We start from the raw sequence: 26,570 nt of genomic DNA on the forward strand, positions 1-26,570 counted from the left end.
AAATTCAGTTAACTCTGAGTTCGTGGGTTGGCAGGGAAAACAGCACCGAGCACACTCGCTTCGCGGGCACCGGTAACCGACGGTAAATTACCCGGCAGACCGGCCAGCGTGCGCCACGCCAGCCAGGCAAATGCCAGCGCTTCCATATCATCGCCGCTAATCCCAGCCTCATCGGTAGTGGTAACTTCTGTTCCCGGCAGCAGTCCCGCCAGTCGGGTCATTAACAAGGGATTACGACTGCCGCCGCCGCACACCATCAGACGTTCGCAGCCGCCACTCAGCAGCACTTGTTCGGAAATGGTAACAGCCGTCAGTTCCGTCAGCGTCGCCTGAACATCGCGCGGCGCAATTCCCGGGAATGCCGCCAGTTGACGCTCGATCCAGCCGTAGTTGAAGTATTCGCGCCCGGTACTTTTCGGTGCCGGTAGCGAGAACCATGGGTCGCTAAGCATATGTTGCATGAGCGGAATAATTACCGTTCCACCACTGGCCCATTGCGCATCTTTATCATAGGGTTTACCGCACTGCCGCCAGATCCAGGCATCCATCAGCATATTCCCCGGCCCGGTGTCGTATCCACGAACGGGTTGCCCGGGGATCAACAGCGACAAATTCGCGATGCCGCCAATATTAAGCACCATTCTTCGCTCTGTCGGATGCGCGAGCAGCGCCTGATGAAATGCAGGGACCAGAGGCGCGCCCTGTCCTCCCAGCGCAATATCCCGACGACGAAAGTCACCAACTACCGTGATACCGGTATGCGCCACAATCTGATTGTTGTCACCGATCTGTAGCGTATGGGGAGCAGCGCCTGTAGGTTCATGCCACACGGTTTGCCCGTGGCAACCGATGGCGATAATGTCTTGCGGACGCAGTTTTTCCTGTGTCAGTAGCGCGTTGACCGCCTCGGCAAACAGCTTGCCCAGCCGGACATCCAACTGACCAAACTGGGAAAGGGTCAGGGATTGTCCCTGGCAAATATCGAGAATCGCCTGTTTAAGAGAAACAGGCATCGGCCAGGTGAGGCTCCCCTGTTGGGCTACCATCGTGTCATCTATCGTCGCCAGTACTACATCGACACCATCAAGGCTGGTGCCTGACATCACGCCAATATAACGGCCCGATTTCATACATGTTCCTTTTTAAGCATGACTTTGCGTCAACACTCCATCATAAACGCGTAGTCAATGCTACGCTTCATTTACGTTTTTCCGGAAAGTACCCTCGCTGTGCTGATTTAATATATTCACTGAATAGTTCGTTTAAAGTTGGTTAAGCTGCCTGTTATTATGATTTCTCCATCATTCAGACAGAACATGTGACCTTAAACGCGCAAATGCCATATAATTTGACCATGAGGGATGCTTGGGTAGCGTTTCATGGTGAACAGGAGATTTTTAAATGATTAAACGTATACTGATCGTTTCACTGGCAGGCTTGTCTTTAGTGGGTTGTGCCAACACGGATAGCCTTTCGGGCGATGTCTATACCGCTTCTGAAGCGAAGCAGGTTCAGAATGTCACCTACGGGACGATTGTAAACGTACGTCCGGTAAAAATTCAGGCCGGCGATAATGATAACGTAATCGGCGCCATTGGTGGTGCTGTGCTCGGCGGCTTCCTGGGTAACACTGTCGGTGGTGGTACGGGGCGTTCTCTGGCAACGGCTGCAGGTGCTGTCGCTGGTGGCGTCGCCGGTCAAGGCGTGCAGGGTGCAATGAACAAAACGCAGGGCGTTGAGCTGGAAATCCGTAAGGATGATGGCAACACTATCATGGTTGTTCAAAAACAAGGGGATACGCGTTTCTCTGCAGGACAGCGTGTTGTGCTGGCCAGCAATGGTCGTCAGGTGACCGTCTCTCCGCGCTAAGTGAATTAACGTGTGGTCAGATCCTGACCACACGTTCCATACGATTAATCGTGCGACTGAAGCTCAATAATATTGTGTTCAAGTCGGCTGATCAGTTTAATCAGCAGGTCAATTTCCTGCGCAGAAATCCCTTCCAGAATCTCACCGCGGGTTTTATTGATAACCGCTTCCATGTCGGCAATTAGCGGCTCTGCCTTTTCCGTGAGTTTGATCCGTTTGGCGCGGCGATCGCTGACACAGGTCTGACGCGAAATAAGCCCTTTCTCTTCGAGCTGATCCAGCGTACGTACCAGTGACGGCTGTTCAATGCCAATCGCTTTTGCCAGTTGTATCTGTGATTGATCCGGTGGCAATTGATGAATATTATGCAGCGTAACCCAGTGCGTCTGCGTCAATTCCAGAGGCTTAAGACGGTGGTCTATCAAAGCACGCCAAATGCGCACCAACCGTGCCAGATCAGAACCTAATGGCGATTCCAATTTCATCTCCTTATAATTAGCTTGCTAAGATATTATACTGATTTTAGAATAGTGTGCAGTAATTGTATTGCTAAAACAAATGTATTGCTGCATTTGGTTACCGCCAGACATATTTTTCAGACATTACGCGAAAAAAGCACGCGTTGTACCAGTTTTTGCTAAACCTGGATAAACGTAGCCTGACGCAAAGGACTATTGCTTGTGACCTCCGCACTCAATACAACAGGGATGCCCTTACAGGACTTGGTGATTGGCGCATCTGTTTACTTCCCTCCGCTGTTTAAGGCCTTTGCGCTGGGATTTCTCCTCTGGCTTTTCATCCATCGCCTGCTGCGCGAACGCATTTATTCTGGTGAAATCTGGCATCCTTTATTGATGGATCTGTCAATTTTTGCCCTTTGCGTCTGTTCGGGGCTTCTTTTATTGGTTGCGTGGTAATGATGACGCTTAAAACACTGAAATATTTCTCCACCATTGTGGTTGCAGCCCTCGCCGTTCTGGCGGGATGGTTTATGTGGAATTATTACATGCAATCCCCCTGGACACGTGACGGCAAGGTCCGCGCCGAACAGGTCAGCGTAACGCCGCAAGTGTCTGGCACTATCGTCGATCTCCTGGTTAACGATAACCAGTTCGTCAACGCCGGCGATCTGCTTTTTCGTATTGATAAGACCCCTTTTCATATCGCCGAACTCAATGCGCAGGCCCAACTGGCTAAAGCACAATCGGAACTGGCGAAAGCCAACAACGAAGCCAACCGTCGTCGCCATTTGACGCAAAACGTCATTTCCGCAGAAGAGTTAGACACCGCGAATCTGAATGTAAAAGCGATGCAGGCAAGCGTAGACGTCGCCCAGGCGACGCTCAGACAAGCGCAGTGGCAACTGGCGCAGACGGATGTCCACGCCCCGGTTTCCGGCTGGATCACCAATTTGTCGACGCGTACCGGTAACTTCGCTACCACCGGCCAGCCGCTGTTTGCCCTGGTAGATAGCCACTCCTTCTACGTAATGGGCTATTTTGAAGAAACCAAACTGCGTCATATTCGTGAAGGTGCGCCTGCCCAGATTACGCTTTACAGCGGCAATATTAAGTTACAGGGTCACGTATCCAGCATTGGCCGCGCCATTTACGACCAAAGCGTGGAGAGCGATTCCGGACTGGTGCCGGATATCAAACCCAATGTGCCCTGGGTCCGCCTGGCGCAGCGCGTACCGGTACGAATTGAATTTGACCAACTTCCGCGTGACGTGACGCTCGTCTCCGGCACGACCTGTAGCGTGGCGATCGACAAATAAATGAAGCGCCTGCACGTGTCTGTGGACAATACGCCATGGCTGAAAGCGACAGCTGGACAGTGGCGCTATGCGCTGCGTAATACTCTGGCGATGTGCCTGGCGCTGACGTTTGCCTACTATCTCAATCTGGATGAACCCTATTGGGCCATGACCTCTGCCGCTGTGGTCAGTTTTCCCACGGTTGGCGGGGTGATCAGTAAAAGTCTTGGACGCATTGCGGGGAGCCTGCTGGGGGCGACCGCAGCATTAATTCTCGCCGGACATACGCTCAACGAACCGTGGCTGTTTCTGTTGAGCATGTCCGCCTGGATTGGCTTCTGTACCTGGGCCTGTGCGCAGTTTACCAATAACGTGGCGTATGCCTTCCAGCTTGCAGGTTACACGGCCGCCATTATTGCTTTCCCGATGGTGAATATTGTTGAAATCACTCAACTGTGGGATATCGCGCAGGCGCGCGTCTGCGAAGTGATTGTCGGGATCCTCTGCGGCGGCACGATGATGATGATATTGCCCAGTACCTCAGATGGTACTGCGCTACTGACCGCGCTGAAGAACATGCATGCGCGTCTGCTGGAACACGCCAGCCTGCTGTGGCAATCCGAGACGACCGATGCGATTCGCTCCGCGCACGAAGGCGTGATCGGACAGATTTTAACGATGAATTTATTGCGTATTCAGGCATTCTGGAGCCATTACCGTTTCCGTCGCCAGAATGCGCTGCTGAACGCCCTTTTGCATAATCAACTGCGCCTCACCAGCGTCATCTCAAGTTTACGCAGAATGTTGCTGAACTGGCCCAATCCCCCGGCCCAGATGCGGGAAATCATTGACCAACTTCTGGCGGCGCTGGCCCGTTCACAGACCGACAGTTATGCCGTTGCGCGGATCATTGCGCCCCTTGCCCCCACCGACGTTAGCGATTATCGTCACGTCGCATTCTGGCAGCGGTTACGCTACTTTTGTCGCCTCTATCTGCGCACCAGCCACCAGTTACGCCTGATCGAAAATGGCGGGCCGCTAACCCCCGTTAACATTCCGCGTACTCCCGCGCTGGCACGACACACCGATAATGCAGAAGCCCTCTGGAGCGGCCTGCGCACCTTTGTCACGCTGATGGTCATTGGCGCCTGGAGTATTACGTCGCAGTGGGAATCGGGTTCGGGAGCGTTGACGCTGGCGGCCATCAGTTGTGTGCTCTATTCCGCCGTTGCCACGCCGTTTAAATCACTGACGCTGCTGATGCGCACGCTGGTATTGCTCTCGCTGTTCAGTTTCGTAGTCAAGTTCGGACTGATGGTCCAGATTAGCGACCTGTGGGAATTCTTGCTGTTCTTGTTCCCGTTGCTAACCACCATGCAATTATTGAAGTTGCAAATGCCAAAACTGGCGGGACTTTGGGGACAATTGATTGTCTTTATGGGGTCGTTTATCGCCGTAACTAATCCACCGGTCTATGACTTTGCCGATTTTCTGAATGACAATACCGCGAAGATTGTCGGGGTAGCGCTGTCATGGCTGGCCTTCGCGATTTTGCGTCCGGGATCGGATGCGCGCAAAAGCCGCCGCCATATCCGGGCGCTACGCCGGAGCTTTGTCGATCAGTTGAGTCGCTATCCGACGTACAGTGAAAACGAGTACGAGTCGCTGACGTATCACCATATCAGTCAGTTAAGCAACAGTCAGGATGCGCTGGCGCGGCGCTGGCTACTGCGCTGGGGCGTGGTGTTGCTCAATTGTTCACACGTCGTCTGGCAGCTTCGCGGCTGGGAGTCGCGTTCCGACCCGCTGTCACAGGTCCGGGACATTTGTATTGCCTTACTGCATGATGTGATGAGCGAACGCGGCGTCCAGCAGCGGTCGCTTGCTGCAACGCTGGCGGAACTCCTGCGGATTTGCCAGACGCTGTCGCGCCATCATCAACCCGCCGCGCAAGAACTGGCGGCGATCGTCTGGCGACTGTATTGTTCGCTTTCTCAACTGGAACAAGCGCCGCCAGAAGGCTCGCTGACATCCTGATTATTTAATCACCCCACAAGCAAAGCGTGCCCCACCGCCGCCCAGAGGTTTGGGCTGATCGGACATATTATCGCCTCCGACGTGGATCATCAGCGCTTTGTCTTTGATATCGTTAAGGGATTTAAGGCGCGTTGCCGTGACGGGAATGATGGCTTTACCTTCGTTATTCACCACCAGCACGGGCAGATCGCCAAGATGCCCTTCGCCATCCGGTCCGGCGTGTTTACCGGTTTTATGCGGGTCAAAATGCCCTCCGGCGGACTCGGCGGCAAAGGCTTTGCCGTCTTTAATGGCCGGCTGACAACTGCCGTTGGCATGGATATGAAAACCATGCTCACCTGGCGGCAACGCTTTCAGATCCGGCGTAAATTCCAGCCCGTTCGCTGTTTCTGCAATCGTTACCTCCCCGATGGACTGCCCGACCCCTTGTGAGGTAACCAGGTTCATCTCCACGGTCTCACTGGCGGCTTGCGCCCCCGCACAGGCCAACAGGGTTAACATAGCCAGACTCAATCGCTTCATAGGACCTCCGTTCTGTATGTATGTCGGTTAAGTGTAAACCAGTGACACCATTTTGAACGGAGATCCGCGATTTTCCCTTACGGTACGTCGTAACCCAGCGCGGCTTTACGGATACGGAACCACTGCTGGCGGCTCATTTTCAGAGATTCTGCTTCCACCGCTGCACGAACACGTTCGATTTTACCGGAGCCAATGATCGGCAGCGGCTGTGACGGCAGACGCAGGATCCAGGCATAAACCACTTGCTCAATGGAAGAGGCGTTCAGTTCTTGTGCGATCACCGCCAGCTCATTACGCAGCGGCTGGAACGCATCGTCATTGAACAGGCGCCCGCCGCCGAGACAAGACCAGGCCATCGGGCGAATGCGCAGTTGCTGGAGCTGATCGAGCGTGCCGTCTAACAGCAGCGGCTGGTGAACCGGAGAGATCTCCACCTGGTTGGTCGCCAGCGTGAACGGAAGGCGCGATTGCAACAACGTAAACTGCGCAGGCGTAAAGTTGGAGACACCGAAATGACGCACTTTTCCACTCTGATGCAGGTGTTTAAAGGCGTCGGCAACTTCATCGGCATCCATCAGCGGGTCCGGACGGTGGATCAGCAGCAGATCCAGATGGTCAGTCGCCAGATTGGTCAACGACTGTTCCGCGCTTTTCACAATATGATCGCGATCGGTGATGTAGTGGCCGAGCGCGTTTTCCGCGCGCGCGGTAGTGGCGATACCGCATTTAGTGACGATCTGCATGCGCTCACGCAGATGAGGGGCCAGTTTCAGCGCTTCACCAAAGGCTGCCTCGCACAGATAGCCACCGTAAATATCCGCATGGTCCACGGTCGTGACACCTAAATCCAGGTGCTCTTCAATAAAGCTCACCAGTTCCCGGGGGGACATATTCCAGTCCATCAGTCGCCAGTAACCCATAACAAAGCGGGAGAATTCCGGGCCTTGTGGTGCAAGAGTAATACGCTGAACCATAACTGCTTCCTCGTGAAGTAAATTACTGCGAGTATATACAATTAGTGGTTTAAAAGAGTGAAGGCTGTTGAGGTTCTTCTGGCGCGGCGGGTTTATTTGCGCGTAATTTACGCAGCAGACGCTGGCGGCATAACCGCAGCACATCTTGTTTTTGCGAGTCGCTCATATTTTGCCAGTTGAACCGCTCATCCCGGCTGCGCAGGCATCCCCGGCAAAAACCGCGCTCATCTGACTGGCAAATCCCCCGACACGGACTCTGAACAGGGAAAAACTCTAACTGCTCCGCCACACCTTTTCCTCTTCATTAGGCCTTCACTCTATTGAAGACGTAAACATGCTTTCTGGCAACCTGACTTGCATTAGACCGACTGGTCTATTACACTCACTGCCATGAACAAGCAAACTGAATACGACACCCGCGAACACTTACTGGCTACCGGCGAGCATCTTTGCATGCAGCGAGGTTTTACCGGTATGGGGCTGAGCGAGTTGCTCAAAACCGCCGGGGTGCCGAAAGGCTCGTTTTATCATTATTTTCGCTCCAAAGAAGCCTTTGGTGTCGCCATGCTGGAACGACATTTTGCTGGTTATCATCAGCGGCTGGCGGTGCATTTTGACTCCGGTCCGGGCAATTATCGCGATCGCATTCTGGCTTATTATCAGGAAACCCTGAACCAGTTTTGTCAGCAAGGGATCATCAGCGGCTGCCTGACTGTTAAACTTTCCGCCGAGGTGTGCGACCTGTCGGAAGACATGCGCGCCGCGATGGACCAGGGAGCCGGGAAAATAATGACAATTCTGGCGCAGGCGCTGGATAAAGGTCGTGAAAGTCATTGTTTGACGTTTGCAGGAGAACCGCTGCAACAGGCGCAAATTCTGTATGCGCTATGGCTGGGGGCGAACCTGCAGGCCAAAATTTCGCGCAGCGCCACTCCGCTTGAAAATGCGCTGGGGCATGTGAAAAATATCATTGCAACGCCTGATATTTGACGGGCGTTTTATTTAATCTCTCACTAGACGACCGGTCTATTCATAACGGAAAACATTATGTCATCTGATAAACTGTTTACCCCACTGAAAGTGGGCGCGATCACCGCACCAAACCGTATCTTCATGGCCCCGCTGACGCGTCTGCGCAGCATTGAGCCTGGCGACATCCCTACTCCGTTAATGGCCGAGTATTATCGCCAGCGCGCCAGCGCGGGTCTTATCATCAGCGAAGCAACACAGATTTCCGCACAGGCGAAAGGTTACGCCGGCGCGCCGGGTCTGCACAGCGATGAGCAGATCGCCGCGTGGAAGAAAATCACAGCGGGTGTTCATGCTGAAAATGGCCATATCGCCGTTCAGTTATGGCACACAGGCCGTATTTCTCACTCCAGCCTGCAGCCGGGCGGTCAGCCGCCGGTATCGGCATCGGCTATCAGTGCGGGTACCCGTACTTCCCTGCGTGATGAAAATGGTCAGGCAATCCGCGTAGACACCTCAATGCCTCGCGCGCTGGAAACCGAAGAGATCCCGGGCATCGTCAATGATTTCCGTCAGGCGATCGCCAATGCGCGTGAAGCCGGTTTCGATCTGGTTGAACTGCACTCCGCCCACGGTTATCTGCTGCACCAGTTCCTTTCCCCTTCTTCCAACCACCGTAACGATCGGTACGGCGGCAGCGTGGAAAATCGCGCACGTCTGGTGCTGGAAGTGGTTGATGCCGGCATTCAGGAATGGGGTGCGGATCGTATCGGTATTCGCGTCTCGCCGATTGGCACCTTCCAGAACGTCGACAATGGTCCGAACGAAGAAGCCGACGCGCTGTATCTGATTGAAGAACTGGGTAAACGCGGCATCGCCTATCTGCATATGTCTGAACCCGACTGGGCGGGCGGAAAGCCGTATACCGAAGCGTTCCGTGAAAAAGTCCGCGCTCGTTTCCACGGCCCGATTATCGGTGCCGGCGCCTATACGCCAGAAAAAGCTGAATCCTTAATCGAGAAGGGTTTGATCGACGCCGTCGCGTTTGGTCGTGATTACATCGCTAATCCGGATCTGGTGGCGCGTCTGCAACGTAAAGCCGAACTCAACCCGCAGCGCAGTGAAAGTTTCTACGGCGGCGGCGCGGAAGGTTATACTGATTACCCGACGCTCTGATACCCCATCCGCATTCCTTCATTGATAGCGGCGTAAAAACGCCGCTATACTAAAACAACATTTTGAATGTATTGACCATTTTTTAAGGGGACAAAACATGCGTTTACTTCATACGATGCTGCGCGTTGGCGATCTGCAACGCTCCATTGATTTTTATACTAAAGTCCTGGGCATGAAGCTGCTGCGCACCAGCGAAAACACGGAATACAAATACTCTCTGGCGTTCGTTGGCTACGGCGAAGAGAGTGATGAAGCGGTGATTGAGTTGACCTACAACTGGGGCGTCGATAAATACGAACTGGGTACTGCTTACGGTCATATCGCCCTGAGCGTGGATAATGCGGCCGAAGCCTGTGAACGCATTCGTCAGAATGGCGGAAACGTCACCCGTGAAGCCGGTCCGGTTAAAGGGGGCACTACCGTTATTGCATTTGTTGAAGATCCGGACGGTTACAAAATCGAACTGATCGAAGAGAAAGATGCCGGGAAAGGTCTCGGTAACTAACGTCCTGCCGGGCGCAGTTGCTCTCTGCGCCTGTAGTTTTACTGCATCACTCCGCTTTTTTTGGCATAATGCGCGCTGCAATTTTTCCGTACTAAGAGACCCTGATGTCCGATAACGCTCAACTTACCGGTCTGTGCGACCGTTTTCGTGGTTTCTATCCCGTCGTTATTGATGTTGAAACGGCTGGATTTAATGCCAAAACCGATGCGCTGCTTGAGATCGCCGCCATCACGCTGAAAATGGATGAACAAGGCTGGCTGATGCCGGACAGCACGCTACAATTCCACGTGGAGCCGTTTGAAGGCGCGAATTTGCAGCCAGAAGCGCTGGCATTTAACGGTATCGATCCCTCTAACCCTCTGCGTGGCGCGGTAAGCGAGTATGACGCCCTGCACGCCATTTTCAAAATGGTGCGCAAAGGTATTAAAGACAGCGGTTGCAGTCGTGCCATCATGGTGGCGCATAATGCGACGTTCGATCATAGCTTCATGATGGCTGCCGCCGAGCGCGCCTCGCTTAAGCGCAACCCGTTCCATCCGTTCGTAACGTTTGACACCGCCGCGCTAAGCGGACTGGCTCTGGGGCAAACCGTGCTCTCCAAAGCGTGTCTTGCGGCAGGTATGGAGTTTGACGGTAACCAGGCGCACTCTGCGTTGTACGACACCGAACGCACCGCTGTGCTGTTTTGTGAGATCGTCAACCGCTGGAAGCGTCTGGGCGGTTGGCCGTTAGCGCATCCCGAAGAAGCCTGATTTTTATGGCCTGATAACGCGGTTTATCAGGCCGTGCCTTCCCCGCCCCAATACTGTATATTTGACCAGTATCAATACACCCTGCTTATTTCCCGCTATTCTGTAAAAAGGTCTTGATCCGCCAACTCCGCAAAAAGGACAGGGAACATGTCAGCAAAAAATGCGACGCCTCCGCTGCCGGATATTTTCTCACAGGCAACCCGTGACTGGTTTACCTCGGCATTTCAGCACCCTACGCTTGTACAGTCGCAAACGTGGGCGGTTACCGCGGCAAATCAACATGCTTTGGTGATAGCGCCGACCGGGTCAGGGAAAACCCTCGCCGCATTTCTCTACGCGCTGGATCGCCTGTTTCGGGAAGGTGAGGAAAAACACACTACGCCTCCCTCCGGCAAAGAAAAGAAAGTTATCCGCATCCTCTATATTTCGCCGATTAAAGCGCTGGGCACCGATGTCCAGCGCAACCTGCAAATTCCCCTACAGGGGATCAGCGAAGAACGGAAGAAATGCGGCGCGCCAGAAGTGGCTATTCAGGTTGGGATCCGCACTGGCGATACACCGCCTCAGGAACGCGCGAAGCTTAGTCGTCAACCGCCCGACATTCTGATCACGACGCCGGAGTCCCTTTATCTTATGCTCACCTCCCGCGCCAGAGAAGCATTGCGCGGAGTAGAAACGGTGATCGTCGATGAAGTGCACGCGGTGGCCGGCACAAAACGTGGCGCGCACCTCGCACTCAGTCTCGAACGACTGGATGCGCTTCTGGCGGAGTCGGCTCAACGTATTGGTCTGTCGGCGACCGTGCGTTCCGTTACTGAGGTTGCCGCTTTTCTGGGTGGCGATCGCCCGGTGACCGTCGTCAATCCGCCCGCTTCCCGTCAGCCTGACATCCACATCGTCGCGCCCGCCGCCAATCTTGATGATGTTCTGGCAGATAACCGTGACAGCAGTGATGGCATTCACAAAGGCAGAGAAGGTTCGATCTGGCCGCGCATTGAATCCGGTATTCTGGAGCAGATCCTTAACCATCGCTCCACCATTGTCTTCACCAACTCACGCGGACTGGCAGAAAAACTGACGGCCCGCCTGAACGAACTCTATCTCGCGCGGCAGCAAGCATTCTCTGAGCCGCAAGGGGAACCGGTACACTATGACTCGTCAACAGGTTCCACCAGCAATCGGGCACAGGATACCGGAGAATACATTGCCCGCTCGCATCATGGTTCGGTCTCCAAAGAACAGCGGGCCGTCACGGAGCAGGCCCTGAAATCGGGCGAACTTCGCTGCGTGGTCGCAACCTCCAGTCTGGAACTGGGGATCGACATGGGCGCTGTTGATCTGGTGATTCAGGTGGCAACCCCCCTTTCTGTCGCCAGCGGTCTTCAGCGCATCGGAAGAGCCAGTCACCAGGTCGGTGGGGTATCGAAAGGGTTGTTTTACCCAAGAACCCGCCGGGATCTGATTGATTCTGCGGTGATTGTTGAATGCATGTATGCCGGGCAACTGGAGACCCTGACGCCTCCGCGCAATCCGCTGGATATTCTGGCGCAACAAACCGTCGCCGCCGTATCACTGGATCCGGTCAATGTGGATGACTGGTATGCCCTCGTCCGTCGCGCTTACCCGTGGAAAGATCTGCCGAGAAGCGCATTTGACGCCACGCTGGATATGCTGGCTGGCCGCTATCCCTCTGGCGATTTTGCCGTATTCCGACCGCGAATTATCTGGAATCGTGAAACCGGGTTATTAACAGCTCGCCCCGGCGCACAGCTGCTTGCGGTGACCAGCGGCGGTACCATTCCCGATCGCGGCATGTTCAGCGTGCTGCTTCCCGAAGGAGATGAACAGGCGGGATCAAGACGTGTAGGCGAACTGGATGAAGAGATGGTGTATGAGTCTCGCGTCAACGACATCATCACGCTTGGTGCCAGTTCGTGGCGTATACAACAAATCACCCGCGATCAGGTTATCGTCGTCCCTGCCCCCGGACGTTCGGCCAGACTCCCGTTCTGGCGCGGCGAAGGTGTCGGACGTCCGGCGGAACTGGGGGAACGCATTGGCGATTTCATCCATATGATGTCCGATGACAACGCAAACCAACAGCGCTCCCCACGACTGTGTGATGATAATGTTCTGTCAAATATCAAAGGATTAATTGACGATCAAAAAAATGCGACGGGCGTGCTCCCCTGGAGCCGTCATCTGGTGCTTGAACGCTGTCGCGATGAAATGGGTGACTGGCGGGTTATTTTGCATTCACCTTATGGCCGTCGGGTGCACGCGCCATGGGCACTGGCGATTGCCGGACGCCTCCACGCGCAGTGGGGGGCGGACGCGTCGATTGTCGCCAGTGATGACGGTATTGTCGCCCGCATACCTGACAGCGATGGAAAACTGCCCGACGCTGCTATTTTTCTGTTCGAACCGGAAAAACTTCTGCGCATTGTCCGGGAAGCCGTCAGCAGTACGGCACTGTTTGCCGCTCGCTTCAGAGAATGCGCAGCCCGCGCCCTGCTGATGCCGGGTCGCACGCCAGGGCGTCGTTCTCCACTCTGGCAGCAGCGCCTGCGCGCAAGCCAGCTTCTGGAAATCGCGGCAGGCTATCCTGATTTCCCTATTATCCTGGAAACGGCTCGTGAGTGCCTCCAGGACGTTTACGATCTCGACGCGCTGGAGCAGGTCATACGTCGGTTGAACACTGGCGAGATCCAGATTTCTGAAGTGACCACGCCAGCCCCCTCGCCGTTCGCCACCGATCTGCTTTTCGGCTATGTCGCCGAATTTATGTACGCCACCGATGCGCCGCTCGCGGAACGACGGGCTTCGGTGCTGGCGCTCGACAGCGAACTGCTGAGCAACCTGTTGGGCCAGGGCGATCCGCTGGAGTTGCTTGACCCGGAGATCATCCGCCAGGTTGAAGATGAACTTCAGCGCCGGGCGGCAGGACGAAAAGCCCAGGGGATGGAAGGCGTTTACGATTTACTGCGCGAACTGGGACCAATGGCCGTCGAGGAGATTACCGTACGGCACGAGGGAACCGTTGCAGACATCAGGATATGGCTCGATGAACTGTCCGCAGAAAAGCGGATATTCCCGGTTGTTATCGCGGGCACGGCGCAGATGGCCTGCATGGACGATGCGGCCAGACTTCGTGATGCGCTGGGCGTTCGCCTGCCTGCGACGATTTCGGAGACATGGCTGCATCCGGTGAACACGCCGCTGCGCGATCTCTTCATGCGCTTTAGCCGTACCCACACGTTGTTTACCCGCACCCAGATTGCACAGACGTTCGGGTTGGGGGTAGCCGTCGCCGACGATCAACTGCGCCACTTGCGTGATGAAGGAGTGCTCATTCAATTGCGTGCCGCTACTTCATCCACGCCTGACGATGCGTCAACGTGGGTGAATGAGGACGTATTCCATCGCCTGCGCATCCGCTCGCTGCATGCGGCAAGAGAGGCAACCCGTCCGGTTCCGGCGACAAGTTATACCCGCCTGTTGCTGGAGCGCCAGGGACTTATTTCATCTGCGGATGGAAGCCCGGCGCGCCTTCCGACTTTCTCCACGGGTACGCTGGAAGGAAGTGACGGTGTCACGCGTGTTATAGAGCAACTGGCTGGAGTCGGCCTGCCAGCGTCGTTATGGGAAAGCCAGATTTTCCCTGCACGTGTCCGCGATTATTCGCCGGATATGCTCGATGAACTGCTGGCGACGGGAGAAGTCATCTGGTCAGGGCAAAAGAAACTGGGTGACGATGACGGACGGGTGGTGCTGCATTTGCGGGATTATCTGGCGGAGACGCTGCTCCCACCATCCGGTGATAGCGAAGCGCTTTCAGAGTTACAGCGCGCCATATTAGACGTTCTTTCGGGTGGCGGCGCATGGTTTGCTCAGCAACTTAGCGCGTTGATTCAAACGCGTATGACAGACGCCTGCGGTGACGAATGGATAACGCCAGCCACGCTGCATGAAGCGCTTTGGGGCCTGGTCTGGCAAGGGTATATCACGACCGATATCTGGGCTCCGCTGCGTGGCCTGTCGCGTACTGTCGCTGCATCGCGCCAGCCATCACGACGATCGCCGCGTATGCGTCGGGGGCGTCCAGCCTATGCTGCGCCGCGCCCCACGTCCATCGCCGTACCGGTTTCCTACACCACGCCTGCACTGGCCGGTCGTTGGTCACTGCTGCCGCGAGAGACGCTAAATGATACCGAGCGGATGCTGGCCTGCGCCGAGAATATGCTCGATCGCTACGGTGTAATAAGTCGACAGGCCGTGATTGCCGAGAATATTCCCGGCGGCTTTCCCGCCATGCAGACGCTGTGCCGTAGCATGGAAGATTCCGGGCGAATTCTGCGCGGGCGTTTCGTTGAGGGAATGGGCGGCGCACAGTTTGCCGAACGAGACACTATCGACCGTCTGCGCGATCTGACTTCGTCGACGTCTGAGCAACAGGCGTTTGCAGCGGTGGCGCTGTCGGCGAACGATCCGGCCAATCCCTGGGGATTGCTGCTACCATGGCCTTCGCATCCGTCCTCTCTGGTTCCTGGACGGCGTAACGGCGCGTTTGTCGTGATTTCCGCCGGTCAGTTGCGATTGTATCTCGCCCAGGGAGGGAAAAAGATGACGTTATGGACGGAAAATGAGGCGTTGCCTTCGCCAGAGATTTTCAAAGCGCTGGCGAGCGCTTTACGCCGTGAACCGCGGCTTCGTTTTACGCTGTCGGAAATTAACGATAAACCGGTACGGCAGACCCCTCTCTTTACTCTGCTGCGTGAGGTCGGGTTTTCAAGTTCACCACAGGGACTGGACTGGGGGTAGGAAGAGCAGGAATGAAAAGGAGCTTAACCTGAGTCAGGAAAAGCTCCTTTTTAACCGTCTACTGATTACTCAGCGTCTGATTCTTCAGATTTATATTTTGCAGCGGTCTCTTTGATCAACTGCTGTAGTTCGCCGCGCTGGTACATTTCGATCAAAATGTCACAGCCGCCAACCAGTTCACCGTCGACCCACAACTGCGGGAAGGTCGGCCAGTTCGCGTATTTCGGCAGTTCTGCGCGAATATCAGGATTTTGCAGAATATCCACATAGGCAAAACGCTCACCACAGGCGGAAAGTGCCTGCACAGCCTGGGCGGAGAAGCCGCAGCTTGGCAGTTTTGGTGAACCTTTCATGTACAGGAGAATCGGGTTTTCAGCGATCTGGCGCTGGATTTTTTCGATAGTGGTGCTCATTGTCTTGCTTCCTTAACTTCTTTTACGGCAGTCGACTGACATTGTAGCGGTTCAGAGCGACATCGGAAAATAACATTTTTATTACGCTTTACTATTTTATCGTCTGAACGCATAAGTTGCATTCCCAATAATGGTTTCCACTAAGCCTGAGCCGAAAGTGTGCGCCAAATAAGCAGATTTAGCTTTGGCTGCTGTTTTTTTTTGCACTCAATAGCGAAACCGTATTTTTAACAATAAAAGCTATTAACTTTATCCGTTTCTATAGATTAGAATCATCAGGTTTTGTAAATCACACGCAGGTATGATTGCGACCTGCCTCAACAGAGGACTGCTCAGTGGCGCGGATAAACCGACTTTCCCTCACGCTCTGTGCTTTACTATTTACAACGATTCCCTTTATGCCGATGGCACATGCGTCCAAGCAAGCCAGGGACACTGCTGATCTTTCGCATAATAAAAAGGCCAGCGACAAAAAGAAAAGTACGGTAACAGCAAAAAAAACGAAGAAAACCAGTCAAAAAACCGTCAAGAAAACCGCCAGTAAATCCAGCACTAAAACCGCCTCTTCATCTAAGAAAAAAGTCACAGCGCCTGTTAAAGCCAGCAAAACTGCCAGTCGCGCAGGCAAAACTGTCGCGGCGAAAAAAGTCGCCTCCGTCACCTGGAGCGAAAAATGTACGTCACGCAAAGGGCACAAGCCGACGTGTGTAAAAGTGAAGAACACCGCGCCAGGAAAGATTGCCGATGCGCATAAAGTGAAAGTGCAAAAAGCGACCAGCACGGCGATGAACAAATTAATGAGCCAGATTGGCAAGCCGTACCGTTGGGGAGGCACGTCGCCACGCACCGGTTTCGATTGCAGCGGTCTGGTTTATTACGCTTATAAAGATCTCGTTAAATTCCGTATTCCGCGCACGGCAAATGAAATGTATCACCTGCGTGATGCCGCACCGATTGATCGTGGGGAATTAAAAAATGGCGATCTGGTGTTCTTCCGCACTCAGGGGCGCGGTACCGCCGATCACGTCGGCGTTTATGTCGGCAACGGCAAATTTATTCAGTCGCCGCGCAGCGGTCAGGAAATCCAAATCACATCGCTCAGCGAAGACTACTGGCAACGCCACTACGTCGGCGCCCGTCGGGTTATGACCCCCAAAACCATTCGTTAAAACTTTACCCTGTTGTTAACGCAACAGGGTAAGTTCATCTTTTGTCTCACCTTTCAATTTGCTACCCTATCCTTACGCACAATAAGGTTATTGCGCGAAATACTATTAATAATAAGGAGAGAAGCAATGTCGTTCGAATTACCTGCACTACCGTATGCCAAAGATGCGCTTGCGCCGCACATTTCCGCCGAGACGCTGGAATATCACTATGGCAAACACCATCAGACCTATGTCACCAACCTGAACAACCTGATTAAAGGCACCGCCTTTGAAGGGAAATCACTGGAAGAGATCGTACGCAGCTCGGAAGGCGGCGTGTTCAATAACGCAGCTCAGGTCTGGAACCACACGTTCTACTGGAATTGCCTGGCACCGAATGCAGGTGGCGAGCCAACCGGCAAACTGGCTGACGCGATTACCGCCTCTTTCGGCAGCTTTGCTGAGTTCAAAGCGCAGTTTACCGACGCGGCGATCAAAAACTTCGGCTCTGGCTGGACCTGGCTGGTAAAAGGAAAAGATGGCAAGCTGGCTGTCGTTTCAACCTCCAACGCTGGTACGCCGTTGACCACCGATGCCACGCCGCTGATGACCGTCGACGTATGGGAGCATGCGTATTACATTGATTACCGCAATGCGCGTCCTGGTTACCTTGAGCACTTCTGGGCACTGGTAAACTGGGAGTTTGTCGCGAAAAACTTCGCCGCGTAAAAATGATAACGCAGAAGGCATTCCCTTCTGCGTTTTTATCCGACCGTTAACTGGCGACGCACACCTGCTCGGGTTGTTTTCTCGCTGAGACAAATACCAGCAACAGCGCCATACCCGCCACAATTGCCCCCATCACAGGAACAAAACTGTAGCCTAACCCGCCTGATATGACTGCCCCGCCCGCAGCAGCGCCCAGCGCATTTCCGAGATTAAACGCGCCAATGTTCACGGAAGATGAGAGACCCGGCGCTTCATGAGCCACACGCATGACGCGCATTTGTAACGGAGGGACGACTGCAAAGGTCGCTGCCCCCCAGACCACCATGCTGACCGCCGCACCCAGTTCATTCTGTGCCAGGAATGGGATCGCCAGCATAATGACCATCAACAGCAATAAAAAACCTTTCAGCGTGCCGTTAACCGAACGATCGGCCAGTTTACCGCCAAGATAGTTGCCGATAGAGAAGCCCACACCGATCAGAACCAGCATCCCGGTCACAAAGACCGGCGTCGCATGAGTGATGCTTTGCAGGACGGGCGAAATATAGGTATAGAGCGTAAACATGGCCCCCGCCCCCAGAACGGTGGTCAGCAGCGCGGAAAGCACCTGAGGACGCATTAGCACCGCCAGCTCTTTTTTCACTTCCGGACGCGCCCCGGCACCACCTTTTGGCAATGAGAAGAAGAGACTCAGCATCGAGATAACGCCAAGCCCCGCCGTCGCCATGAACGACATCCGCCAGCCAATGGTTTCACCCAACCAGGTTGCCGCCGGTACACCGCCGATGTTGGCGATGGTCAGCCCCATAAACATAGTTGCTACCGCGCTGGCCTGTTTGTGTTTCGGTACCACGCTCGCCGCGACCACCGACCCCAGACCAAAGAATGCGCCGTGGTTAAGGCTGGTTAAAATACGTGACAGCATCAGCGTGGTGTAGTCTGGCGAAATCGCCGAGAGTACGTTACCAAGTGTAAAGATAGCCATCAGAAAAATTAGCGCATTACGGCGTCCACGATGTGACAGCAATAGCGTCATCAGCGGTGCGCCGACCATCACACCAACGGCATAGGCGCTAATCAGCATACCTGCCGCGGGGATAGATACATCGACGCCTTGCGCGATGACGGGCAGCAAACCCATTGGTGAGAATTCGGTGGTTCCGATGCCGAACGCGCCGATGGCCAGCGCCAGTAACGGATAATTAATTTTCATGCAGTGATGACTCCGGCTCTTCGCGACAAGGCGCGATGCTTAACTAAGAGTCAAAAGCATGACATCAATCACAAAAAAAGAGAAGTTAACAAAAATACAAAAGACTTTTGCAAATTCAATAACAATATGGCTGGAGAGTCGAGGGAGCAGGAACTCCCCCGGGGGAATCAGTGCAGTACCGCTGTAAGGCCGCCCGCAACGATTAACGCCAGAACAATAAACGTGGTCACTAATGAAAATTTCAGATCGGTGCTCATCAACTTTTCTCCTTTTTATTCCCACACAAAAAGTGATATAGCGCATTTTTACACACTTGAGTGTAAAAATCTCCCACGATTTAGAGTGATATGTGCTTTTAATACTTCCCCTTTTCGTAAAGATCAGACAAAATTCGACGCTTACTTGATTAGCGTACCGGCCATTGACCCCTTCCTGACGTTCCGTGTCGTTTTCCGGCGTGCCGCAGCGCTGATATTGGGCACAGGATGAGTAAAGGCAAACGTTTACTTGGCGTAATTTAATGTTCAGGTTGGGTCTGGAGTGAGATTTAATGGCAACAATTAAAGATGTAGCGAAGCGCGCAAACGTTTCCACTACAACCGTGTCACACGTAATTAACAAAACGCGTTTCGTCGCTGAAGAAACACGCAATGCAGTGTGGGCGGCAATTAAAGAATTGCACTATTCCCCCAGCGCTGTTGCCCGTAGCCTGAAAGTTAACCATACCAAGTCTATCGGTTTGCTGGCGACGAGCAGCGAAGCCCCCTATTTTGCCGAAATTATTGAGGCGGTTGAGCAGAACTGCTTCCAGAAAGGCTACACCCTGATCCTCGGCAACGTCTGGAATAACCTGGAAAAGCAGCGTGCTTATCTGTCGATGATGGCGCAAAAACGCGTTGATGGCCTGCTGGTGATGTGTTCTGAATACCCCGCTCCCCTGCTCTCGATGCTGGAAGAGTATCGTCATATTCCGATGGTGGTGATGGACTGGGGCGAAGCGAAAGCCGATTTCACCGACACGGTGATCGATAACGCCTTTGAGGGCGGTTATATGGCAGGCCGTTACCTTGTCGAGCGCGGGCATCGCGAAATTGGCGTCATCCCGGGACTGATGGAGCGTAACACTGGCGCAGGTCGTCTGGCCGGTTTTATGAAGGCAATGGATGAAGCGCTGATTAAAGTGCCTGAAAACTGGATTGTACAGGGCGACTTCGAGCCTGAATCCGGCTACCGCGCCATGCAGCAAATTCTGTCGCAGACGCATCGCCCAACGGCTGTCTTCTGCGGCGGCGATATCATGGCGATGGGTGCCCTTTGCGCCGCCGATGAGATGGGTCTGCGTGTACCGCAGGACGTATCGCTGATAGGCTACGACAATGTGCGCAACGCCCGCTTCTTTACGCCGGCGCTGACCACCATCCACCAGCCAAAAGATTCGCTGGGTGAAACGGCCTTTAATATGTTGCTGGATCGCATCGTCAATAAACGCGAAGAGTCGCAGTCGATTGAAGTCCACCCGCGGCTGGTAGAACGCCGCTCCGTTGCGGACGGCCCGTTCCGCGACTACCGTCGTTAAACCGCGTCTGCGGGAGTCTCATCAGGCTCCCGCAACCACTCTTTGTTCAGCGTTTCGCTGTCTCCCAGATAGTCCAGCAGCCAGTTCAGCGCGGGTGACATATCATTCTGCTGCCAGGTCAGGCAACAGGCTGAATCCGGGAACGGGTTCTCCAGATTTAACGCCACCCACTGCCCTTTATTGAGATACGGCATGGCAAAATGTGTCGGCACCATGCCGACACAAAGTCCGGCGCTGATACAGGTCGCGGAGGAATCCCAGTCAGGAACCACCACCCGCTTCTGGTTGTCCAGCAGCCAGGTCACACGTTTTGGCAGAGTGCGGGAGGTATCTTCCAGCACCAGCGACGGCCAGTTGCGCAACGTATCATCGCTTAACGGCCCGCTCATGGCGGCCAGCGGATGCGTACTGGCAACGACGCAACACCAGCTCAGCTTACCCATATCGCGGAAGGTGTATCGTCCTCCGACTGGGATAGCCTGCGTTGCACCGATAGCGAGTTCGACCCGGCCATCTGACAGTGCGTCCCAGACGCCATTAAACACCTCCTGAAAGACCAACAGTTCCACGTCATCAAAGTGGCGGTAGAAATCAACGATCAATTGCCGCGTACGCTCCGGGCGCACGATATTGTCTACCGCGATGGGGAGTTGGCCCCGCCAGCCGTTGGCTATCTGCTGACATTGCTGGCGTGTGATCTGCATTTTTTTGATGACAGAACGGCCTTCTTTCAAAAACCAGGCGCCTGCCGGGGTTAACACCACGTCACGATGACGACGTTCAAAAAGCGGGACGGCCAGCCACTCTTCCAGTTGGCGGACCGTATAGCTCACCGCCGAGGGCACCCGGTGCAACTCCAGGGCCGCAGAACTGAAACTCCCATTGCGCGCCACCGCATCGACCACTTCCAGCGCATATTCTGACCACATAATCTGCCTACAAAATTTTTGAATGCAATAAACAAATATTACCGTTTCACAAGCCGAAATTCACTCCCTACACTCTGCGCCAGTCTTACTAATCAAAATCAGAGAACAACTATGCAACCAGGAAAAGGGTTTTTAGTCTGGCTGGCAGGGCTCAGCGTGCTGGGCTTTCTGGCAACCGACATGTATTTACCCGCTTTTGCCGCCATTCAATCTGACCTGCAAACACCGGCCTCTGCCGTCAGCGCCAGCCTGAGCCTGTTTTTAGCCGGCTTTGCCGTCGCACAACTGCTGTGGGGACCGCTCTCGGACCGCTACGGTCGTAAACCGATCCTGTTGCTCGGCCTGTCTGTCTTCGCCTTAGGCAGCCTGGGCATGCTGTGGGTCGAGAGCGCAACAGGCCTGTTAGTACTGCGTTTTATTCAGGCCGTGGGGGTCTGTGCTGCAACCGTCATCTGGCAGGCGCTGGTTACTGATTACTATCCTTCGCATAAAATTAACCGCATTTTCGCGACCATCATGCCGCTGGTCGGACTGTCCCCTGCACTGGCGCCATTATTAGGCAGTTGGATCCTGACCCACCTTTCCTGGCAGGCAATCTTTGCCACGTTATTTTTCATCACGCTGCTGCTGATGCTGCCCGCGCTGTTTTTAAAGCCCACCACCCGGGCACGCGATGACCGCAAGGACAAACTGACGTTTACCACCCTGCTTAGCGCGAAAGCATATCGCGGCAATGTACTGATTTATGCCGCCTGTTCTGCCAGCTTCTTTGCGTGGCTGACCGGTTCGCCGTTTATTCTGAGTGAAATGGGCTACAGCCCGGCGGTGATTGGGCTGAGCTATGTACCGCAAACCATCGCTTTTCTGATTGGCGGCTACGGATGCCGCGCCGCGCTGCAAAAATGGCAGGGACAACAACTCTTGCCCTGGCTGTTGGTTATCTACGCGCTGAGCGTGGTGGCGACCTGGGCAGCAAGCTTTATCCATCACATCACGCTTGCAGAGATCCTGATCCCCTTCTGCGTGATGGCGATTGCCAACGGCGCAATCTACCCGATTGTGGTAGCCCAGGCGCTACGTCCTTTCCCGCAGGCGACGGGTCGTGCCGCGGCCCTGCAAAATACTCTGCAGTTGGGTTTGTGCTTCCTGGCAAGCCTGGTGGTTTCCTGGCTTATCAGCACACCGCTGTTGACCACGACCAGCGTGATGCTGTCGACAGTTGTGCTGGTTGGACTGGGCTACAAGATGCAACTGCAGGCATCGGGCGTCAGCGAGCAGCATGAAAATCGCGGGATTGCCCACAGCGAATCCCATTGATATCACTCACAATCACCGTTAATTAGTCGGCTAACAATTTTTGGTTGTATCATCCATTTTTGAGGCCTATACTAAATTTCGCTTGTTAAAATTACGATAATTATTATGTGTTAACGGGAACCGGAGCGTTCCCGCTTCACCATGGATGGCCTTTTCGGCAAGGGGTCCTCCCTTCCTCTGTTCTACGTCGGATAATAGACTCGCGGAATGTTTCCGTGGGATTTCTCACAAAGCCCAAAAAGCGTCTACGCTGTTTTAAGGTTCTGATCACCGACCAGTGATGGAGAAACTATGAGTTCATCGTGTATAGAAGAAGTCAGCGTACCGGATGACGACTGGTACCGTATCACTAACGAATTATTAAGCCGCGCGGGCATTGCCATCAACGGCTCTTCACCAGCAGATATACGCGTCAAAAACCCCGATTTTTTCAAACGCGTTTTACAGGAGGGGTCGCTCGGTCTCGGTGAGAGTTACATGGATGGCTGGTGGGAGTGCGATCGGCTGGACCAGTTTTTTAGCAAAGTCCTGCGGGCAGGACTGGAAAACCAACTTCCGCACCATTTCAAAGATACCCTCCGCATCGCGGCCGCTCGCCTGTTCAATCTGCAAAGTAAAAAACGTGCATGGATCGTCGGTAAAGAGCATTACGATCTCGGTAACGATCTGTTCAGCCGTATGCTCGACCCGTATATGCAGTATTCCTGCGCGTACTGGAAAGACGCGGATACGCTGGAGGCGGCGCAGCAGGCCAAACTGCGGTTAATCTGCGAGAAGTTGCAACTACAGCCCGGTATGCGGGTGCTGGATATTGGCTGCGGCTGGGGCGGTTTGTCGCACTATATGGCGACGAACTATAACGTCAGCGTGGTTGGCGTGACGATTTCCGCTGAACAGCAGAAAATGGCACAGGCACGCTGTGCCGGACTGGATGTGTCAATTTTGCTGCAGGATTACCGCGATTTACACGATCAGTTTGATCGCATTGTGTCAGTAGGCATGTTTGAACACGTCGGTCCTAAAAACTACCCGACCTATTTCAACGTGGTTGATCGCAATCTGAAACCAGACGGACTGTTCTTACTCCACACCATCGGTTCGAAAAAAACCGACAATAATGTCGATCCGTGGATCAATAAGTACATTTTCCCGAACGGTTGCCTCCCGTCAGTGCGTCAGATAGCCAACGCCAGCGAGGCACACTTTGTGATGGAAGACTGGCATAATTTCGGCGCGGATTACGATACGACGCTGATGGCATGGTACGAGCGTTTTCTCGCTGCCTGGCCTGACATTGCCGATAACTATTCCGAGCGCTTTAAACGGATGTTCACCTACTACCTGAACGCCTGCGCAGGGGCGTTTCGCGCTCGCGATATTCAGCTCTGGCAGGTGGTTTTCTCGCGCGGCGTCGAAAACGGCCTGCGCGTTGCCCGCTAAATCGGCTCATACCCCCGCTGTTTCGCGGGGGCTGGATGGTTTTACGCTTCGCTGGCGGTTTTCGCTACCGTCGCTTCACGTGCAGCCAGCACGCGTTCTACTGTGTCCACCACCGCCTGTGTTTGCGGATCGATTTCGATATTCACGCGCGCGCCCAGTTTTTTCTTACCCAGCGTCGTGCGTTCCAGTGTTTCCGGAATGAGATGCACGCAGAAGCGCGTCGCAGTGACTTCTCCGACGGTCAGGCTGATCCCATCAATACCAATAAAACCTTTATACAGAATATATTTCATTAGCGTCGGATCCTGAACTTTGAACCAGATCTGACGGTTATTCTCTGAGGTTAAAATCTTTGATACTTCCGCGGTAGTCATGATATGACCAGACATCAGATGCCCGCCAATCTCATCGCTGAATTTTGCCGCACGCTCAACATTCAGCAGGTCGCCCACCTTCAGATCGCCCAGATTGGTGATCCGCAGCGTTTCTTTCATCAGATCAAAACTGATGCGATTGCCGTTAATTTCTGTGACGGTAAGGCAGCAGCCGTTGTGCGCCACCGATGCGCCCGTTTCCAGCGCGTCCAGCATGTATTCAGGTAATTCCACTACATGGGTGCGAAAATTGGGTTTTTCATCGATCGACACCAGTCTGGCGGTGCCCTGCACAATACCTGTAAACATACCTGCAACTCCTGAATTCAGTTAAACCATTTCTGCCTGCCACAATAGCAGTTGGAAAATCAGGTTGCCAGTGAAGTGCCGCCCTGACCTGTTTTTTCACTGGTGAAATTAGCATTCATCGCTACAATAGACTGAAATTTCCCCTTACATCTTCTTCTTGCTGCCGCCCGTGGTGGCTTTTTTAGTCTCTCAAATAAAAACAAAATGATAGGTGTACACGTGCAGAAGTATATCAGTGAAGCGCGTCAGTTATTGGCTCTGGCAATACCGGTGATTCTTGCGCAAATCGCCCAAACCGCAATGGGATTCGTCGATACCGTCATGGCGGGAGGTTACAGCGCCACCGACATGGCGGCCGTCGCCATTGGGACCTCCATCTGGCTGCCCGCCATTCTGTTCGGTCACGGGTTGCTGCTGGCGCTGACACCGGTGATTGCTCAGCTCAACGGTTCCGGACGTCGCGATCGCATTGCGCATCAGGTGCGCCAGGGTTTCTGGCTGGCAGGTTTTGTCTCACTGCTGATCATGATTGTGCTGTGGAACGCGGGTTATATCATCCGCGCGATGCACAATATCGATCCGGCCCTGGCGGATAAGGCTGTCGGCTATTTGCGCGCATTATTATGGGGTGCGCCAGGTTATCTGTTCTTTCAGGTCGCGCGTAACCAGTGTGAAGGTCTGGCAAAAACCAAACCAGGTATGGTGATGGGTTTTCTCGGTCTGCTGGTCAACATTCCAGTAAACTATATCTTTATCTACGGTCATTTCGGCATGCCGGAACTCGGCGGCGTCGGCTGCGGCGTGGCGACGGCGGCGGTCTACTGGGTGATGTTCAGCGCAATGCTCTGGTACGTCAAACAGGCGCGTTCGATGCGCGATATCCGTAATGAACAGCGCTTCAGCAAACCGGACAACGTTGTGATGAAGCGTCTGGTGCAGCTCGGTCTGCCGATTGCGCTGGCACTGTTTTTTGAAGTCACGCTGTTCGCCGTCGTTGCGCTGTTGGTTTCGCCGTTGGGTATTGTTGATGTTGCCGGTCACCAGATCGCCCTGAACTTCAGTTCGCTGATGTTTGTATTGCCGATGTCGCTGGCTGCGGCGGTCACCATTCGCGTGGGCTATCGCCTGGGACAAGGTTCGACGCTGGATGCGCAAACTGCCGCACGTACCGGTTTGGGCGTTGGTGTCTGCATGGCGTGCCTCACCGCCATCTTTACCGTGTCGCTGCGGGAGCAGATCGCCCTGCTCTATAACGACAATCCTGAAGTGGTGACATTAGCGGCGCAGCTGATGCTGCTGGCGGCGATTTATCAGATTTCGGACTCCATCCAGGTTATCGGTAGCGGGATCCTGCGGGGCTATAAAGATACACGTTCGATTTTCTTTATTACCTTCACCGCATACTGGGTGCTGGGGTTGCCAAGCGGTTATATCCTCGCGCTAACTGATCTGGTGGTTGATCGGATGGGCCCGGCAGGATTCTGGATGGGCTTTATCATCGGTCTGACCTCGGCGGCAATTATGATGATGTTGCGGATGCGCTTCCTGCAACGCCAGCCGTCAACGGTGATTCTGCAACGCGCTGCGCGATAAACCGGCAATAGCCGCCAGCCGGCGGCTATTCTCTCGACATTTTGCGCACTTCCTCCGCAATCGAGTGAAATCCGGAAGAAAAATGCCATTTCCCTCTTGCCACCTCCCGGCTGTGCCGCTAATATTCGTCCCCGTTGTCACATACAAC

At 54.1% G+C, this 26,570-nt stretch carries 24 protein-coding genes and 1 pseudogene; 15 read left to right on the forward strand and 10 right to left on the reverse strand.

The window, feature by feature from the left end:
* Positions 1–8: 8 nt before the first annotated feature.
* On the reverse strand, positions 9–1,130 hold the full coding sequence (anmK, locus tag KE671_RS04750) for an anhydro-N-acetylmuramic acid kinase (RefSeq protein ID WP_206161967.1): 1,122 nt from the start codon (positions 1,128–1,130) through the stop codon (positions 9–11).
* A 271-nt stretch (positions 1,131–1,401) separates the two neighbouring features.
* On the opposite strand from anmK, the gene slyB reads away from it, so the two are divergent.
* Positions 1,402–1,869 (forward strand): glycine zipper 2TM domain-containing protein, encoded by a 468-nt coding sequence (gene slyB, locus KE671_RS04755; protein WP_206161968.1) that lies wholly within the window; start codon positions 1,402–1,404, stop codon positions 1,867–1,869.
* Between the two features lie 44 nt (positions 1,870–1,913).
* Here slyB and slyA read toward each other — a convergent pair whose 3' ends face one another.
* Positions 1,914–2,354, reverse strand: coding sequence for a transcriptional regulator SlyA (slyA, locus tag KE671_RS04760; protein ID WP_195293978.1), 441 nt, complete (start codon positions 2,352–2,354; stop codon positions 1,914–1,916).
* Between the two features lie 222 nt (positions 2,355–2,576).
* Here slyA and KE671_RS04765 point away from each other — a divergent pair, with 222 nt between their 5' ends.
* From KE671_RS04765 to KE671_RS04775, 3 genes and pseudogenes are all read left to right on the forward strand, one after another.
* Positions 2,577–2,786, forward strand: a complete 210-nt coding sequence (locus KE671_RS04765) for a DUF1656 domain-containing protein (RefSeq protein WP_233623035.1) — start codon at positions 2,577–2,579, stop codon at positions 2,784–2,786.
* 2 nt (positions 2,787–2,788) lie between these two features.
* The gene (locus tag KE671_RS04770) at positions 2,789–3,646 is read left to right on the forward strand and encodes an efflux RND transporter periplasmic adaptor subunit (RefSeq protein ID WP_206162755.1); all 858 of its coding nucleotides are present in this window, start codon (positions 2,789–2,791) and stop codon (positions 3,644–3,646) included.
* Positions 3,647–5,720 (forward strand): annotated as a pseudogene (locus KE671_RS04775) (FUSC family protein). It begins immediately after the preceding gene.
* Here KE671_RS04775 and sodC read toward each other — a convergent pair.
* From sodC to KE671_RS04790, 3 genes are all read right to left on the reverse strand, one after another.
* Positions 5,663–6,184, reverse strand: coding sequence for a superoxide dismutase [Cu-Zn] SodC (gene sodC, locus KE671_RS04780; protein WP_206161970.1), 522 nt, complete (start codon positions 6,182–6,184; stop codon positions 5,663–5,665). The pseudogene KE671_RS04775 and the gene sodC sit on opposite strands and share 58 nt — an antisense overlap.
* A 77-nt stretch (positions 6,185–6,261) precedes the next feature.
* Positions 6,262–7,158, reverse strand: a complete 897-nt coding sequence (locus KE671_RS04785; protein ID WP_206161971.1) for an aldo/keto reductase — start codon at positions 7,156–7,158, stop codon at positions 6,262–6,264.
* A 49-nt stretch (positions 7,159–7,207) separates the two neighbouring features.
* Complete coding sequence (locus KE671_RS04790) at positions 7,208–7,447, reverse strand: DUF1289 domain-containing protein (protein ID WP_206161972.1); 240 nt, start codon at positions 7,445–7,447, stop codon at positions 7,208–7,210.
* Between the two features lie 101 nt (positions 7,448–7,548).
* Between KE671_RS04790 and KE671_RS04795 the strand changes: the two genes are divergently transcribed.
* The 5 genes from KE671_RS04795 (at position 7,549) to KE671_RS04815 (ending at position 15,381) form a co-directional block, all read left to right on the forward strand.
* Positions 7,549–8,148, forward strand: a complete 600-nt coding sequence (locus KE671_RS04795) for a TetR/AcrR family transcriptional regulator (protein ID WP_206161973.1) — start codon at positions 7,549–7,551, stop codon at positions 8,146–8,148.
* 57 nt (positions 8,149–8,205) lie between these two features.
* The gene (locus KE671_RS04800) at positions 8,206–9,303 is read left to right on the forward strand and encodes an alkene reductase (protein ID WP_206161974.1); all 1,098 of its coding nucleotides are present in this window, start codon (positions 8,206–8,208) and stop codon (positions 9,301–9,303) included.
* Between the two features lie 97 nt (positions 9,304–9,400).
* A complete protein-coding gene (gene gloA, locus KE671_RS04805; RefSeq protein WP_043000807.1) occupies positions 9,401–9,808 on the forward strand; it encodes a lactoylglutathione lyase in 408 nt (135 codons plus the stop codon).
* Between the two features lie 104 nt (positions 9,809–9,912).
* Complete coding sequence (gene rnt, locus KE671_RS04810) at positions 9,913–10,560, forward strand: ribonuclease T (RefSeq protein ID WP_206161975.1); 648 nt, start codon at positions 9,913–9,915, stop codon at positions 10,558–10,560.
* Positions 10,561–10,707: 147 nt separating this feature from the next.
* A complete protein-coding gene (locus KE671_RS04815; RefSeq protein WP_206161976.1) occupies positions 10,708–15,381 on the forward strand; it encodes an ATP-dependent helicase in 4,674 nt (1,557 codons plus the stop codon).
* Positions 15,382–15,446: 65 nt separating this feature from the next.
* On the opposite strand, the gene grxD is transcribed toward KE671_RS04815, so the two are convergent.
* A complete protein-coding gene (grxD, locus tag KE671_RS04820; protein WP_042319226.1) occupies positions 15,447–15,794 on the reverse strand; it encodes a monothiol glutaredoxin 4 in 348 nt (115 codons plus the stop codon).
* A 335-nt stretch (positions 15,795–16,129) separates the two neighbouring features.
* On the opposite strand from grxD, the gene KE671_RS04825 reads away from it, so the two are divergent.
* Together KE671_RS04825 and sodB are read left to right on the forward strand one after the other, a co-directional pair.
* Positions 16,130–16,963 carry a C40 family peptidase gene (locus KE671_RS04825; RefSeq protein ID WP_206161977.1) on the forward strand — a complete coding sequence of 278 codons (834 nt, stop codon included), beginning with the start codon at positions 16,130–16,132 and terminating at the stop codon, positions 16,961–16,963.
* 126 nt (positions 16,964–17,089) lie between these two features.
* A complete protein-coding gene (gene sodB / locus KE671_RS04830) occupies positions 17,090–17,671 on the forward strand; it encodes a superoxide dismutase [Fe] (protein WP_206161978.1) in 582 nt (193 codons plus the stop codon).
* A gap of 46 nt (positions 17,672–17,717) precedes the next feature.
* On the opposite strand, the gene KE671_RS04835 is transcribed toward sodB, so the two are convergent.
* Both KE671_RS04835 and KE671_RS04840 read right to left on the reverse strand, forming a co-directional pair.
* Positions 17,718–18,884, reverse strand: a complete 1,167-nt coding sequence (locus tag KE671_RS04835; protein ID WP_206161979.1) for an MFS transporter — start codon at positions 18,882–18,884, stop codon at positions 17,718–17,720.
* Positions 18,885–19,051: 167 nt separating this feature from the next.
* Positions 19,052–19,141, reverse strand: coding sequence for a YnhF family membrane protein (locus KE671_RS04840; protein ID WP_206161980.1), 90 nt, complete (start codon positions 19,139–19,141; stop codon positions 19,052–19,054).
* A 293-nt stretch (positions 19,142–19,434) separates the two neighbouring features.
* Here KE671_RS04840 and purR point away from each other — a divergent pair, with 293 nt between their 5' ends.
* On the forward strand, positions 19,435–20,460 hold the full coding sequence (gene purR / locus KE671_RS04845; RefSeq protein WP_206161981.1) for an HTH-type transcriptional repressor PurR: 1,026 nt from the start codon (positions 19,435–19,437) through the stop codon (positions 20,458–20,460).
* Here purR and punR read toward each other — a convergent pair.
* The gene (punR, locus tag KE671_RS04850; RefSeq protein WP_206161982.1) at positions 20,457–21,389 is read right to left on the reverse strand and encodes a DNA-binding transcriptional activator PunR; all 933 of its coding nucleotides are present in this window, start codon (positions 21,387–21,389) and stop codon (positions 20,457–20,459) included. The genes purR and punR overlap by 4 nt on opposite strands.
* A gap of 111 nt (positions 21,390–21,500) precedes the next feature.
* Between punR and punC the strand changes: the two genes are divergently transcribed.
* The gene (punC, locus tag KE671_RS04855) at positions 21,501–22,706 is read left to right on the forward strand and encodes a purine nucleoside transporter PunC (protein WP_206161983.1); all 1,206 of its coding nucleotides are present in this window, start codon (positions 21,501–21,503) and stop codon (positions 22,704–22,706) included.
* 291 nt (positions 22,707–22,997) lie between these two features.
* Positions 22,998–24,146 carry a cyclopropane fatty acyl phospholipid synthase gene (cfa, locus tag KE671_RS04860; RefSeq protein ID WP_206161984.1) on the forward strand — a complete coding sequence of 383 codons (1,149 nt, stop codon included), beginning with the start codon at positions 22,998–23,000 and terminating at the stop codon, positions 24,144–24,146.
* A gap of 41 nt (positions 24,147–24,187) precedes the next feature.
* On the opposite strand, the gene KE671_RS04865 is transcribed toward cfa, so the two are convergent.
* Positions 24,188–24,829, reverse strand: coding sequence for a riboflavin synthase subunit alpha (locus tag KE671_RS04865; protein ID WP_206161985.1), 642 nt, complete (start codon positions 24,827–24,829; stop codon positions 24,188–24,190).
* Positions 24,830–25,048: 219 nt separating this feature from the next.
* Between KE671_RS04865 and mdtK the strand changes: the two genes are divergently transcribed.
* Positions 25,049–26,422 (forward strand): MATE family efflux transporter, encoded by a 1,374-nt coding sequence (mdtK, locus tag KE671_RS04870; protein WP_206161986.1) that lies wholly within the window; start codon positions 25,049–25,051, stop codon positions 26,420–26,422.
* The last annotated feature ends 148 nt before the right edge of the window (positions 26,423–26,570 follow it).

Source organism: Citrobacter amalonaticus (assembly GCF_018252635.1).
GTDB classification, from domain to species: domain Bacteria; phylum Pseudomonadota; class Gammaproteobacteria; order Enterobacterales; family Enterobacteriaceae; genus Citrobacter_A; species Citrobacter_A amalonaticus_E.

Coding starts and splice junctions, on each gene's coding strand:
- KE671_RS04800 (WP_206161974.1), top strand. CDS start 8,206: ATGTCATCTGATAAACTGTTTACCCCACTGAAAGTGGGCGCGATCACC.
- punC (WP_206161983.1), top strand. CDS start 21,501: ATGCAACCAGGAAAAGGGTTTTTAGTCTGGCTGGCAGGGCTCAGCGTG.
- gloA (WP_043000807.1), top strand. CDS start 9,401: ATGCGTTTACTTCATACGATGCTGCGCGTTGGCGATCTGCAACGCTCC.
- KE671_RS04795 (WP_206161973.1), top strand. CDS start 7,549: ATGAACAAGCAAACTGAATACGACACCCGCGAACACTTACTGGCTACC.
- sodC (WP_206161970.1), bottom strand. CDS start 6,184: ATGAAGCGATTGAGTCTGGCTATGTTAACCCTGTTGGCCTGTGCGGGG.
- slyA (WP_195293978.1), bottom strand. CDS start 2,354: ATGAAATTGGAATCGCCATTAGGTTCTGATCTGGCACGGTTGGTGCGC.
- KE671_RS04865 (WP_206161985.1), bottom strand. CDS start 24,829: ATGTTTACAGGTATTGTGCAGGGCACCGCCAGACTGGTGTCGATCGAT.
- grxD (WP_042319226.1), bottom strand. CDS start 15,794: ATGAGCACCACTATCGAAAAAATCCAGCGCCAGATCGCTGAAAACCCG.
- rnt (WP_206161975.1), top strand. CDS start 9,913: ATGTCCGATAACGCTCAACTTACCGGTCTGTGCGACCGTTTTCGTGGT.
- KE671_RS04785 (WP_206161971.1), bottom strand. CDS start 7,158: ATGGTTCAGCGTATTACTCTTGCACCACAAGGCCCGGAATTCTCCCGC.
- KE671_RS04770 (WP_206162755.1), top strand. CDS start 2,789: ATGACGCTTAAAACACTGAAATATTTCTCCACCATTGTGGTTGCAGCC.
- punR (WP_206161982.1), bottom strand. CDS start 21,389: ATGTGGTCAGAATATGCGCTGGAAGTGGTCGATGCGGTGGCGCGCAAT.
- KE671_RS04840 (WP_206161980.1), bottom strand. CDS start 19,141: ATGAGCACCGATCTGAAATTTTCATTAGTGACCACGTTTATTGTTCTG.
- anmK (WP_206161967.1), bottom strand. CDS start 1,130: ATGAAATCGGGCCGTTATATTGGCGTGATGTCAGGCACCAGCCTTGAT.
- KE671_RS04815 (WP_206161976.1), top strand. CDS start 10,708: ATGTCAGCAAAAAATGCGACGCCTCCGCTGCCGGATATTTTCTCACAG.
- KE671_RS04835 (WP_206161979.1), bottom strand. CDS start 18,884: ATGAAAATTAATTATCCGTTACTGGCGCTGGCCATCGGCGCGTTCGGC.
- KE671_RS04765 (WP_233623035.1), top strand. CDS start 2,577: ATGCCCTTACAGGACTTGGTGATTGGCGCATCTGTTTACTTCCCTCCG.
- cfa (WP_206161984.1), top strand. CDS start 22,998: ATGAGTTCATCGTGTATAGAAGAAGTCAGCGTACCGGATGACGACTGG.
- sodB (WP_206161978.1), top strand. CDS start 17,090: ATGTCGTTCGAATTACCTGCACTACCGTATGCCAAAGATGCGCTTGCG.
- purR (WP_206161981.1), top strand. CDS start 19,435: ATGGCAACAATTAAAGATGTAGCGAAGCGCGCAAACGTTTCCACTACA.
- slyB (WP_206161968.1), top strand. CDS start 1,402: ATGATTAAACGTATACTGATCGTTTCACTGGCAGGCTTGTCTTTAGTG.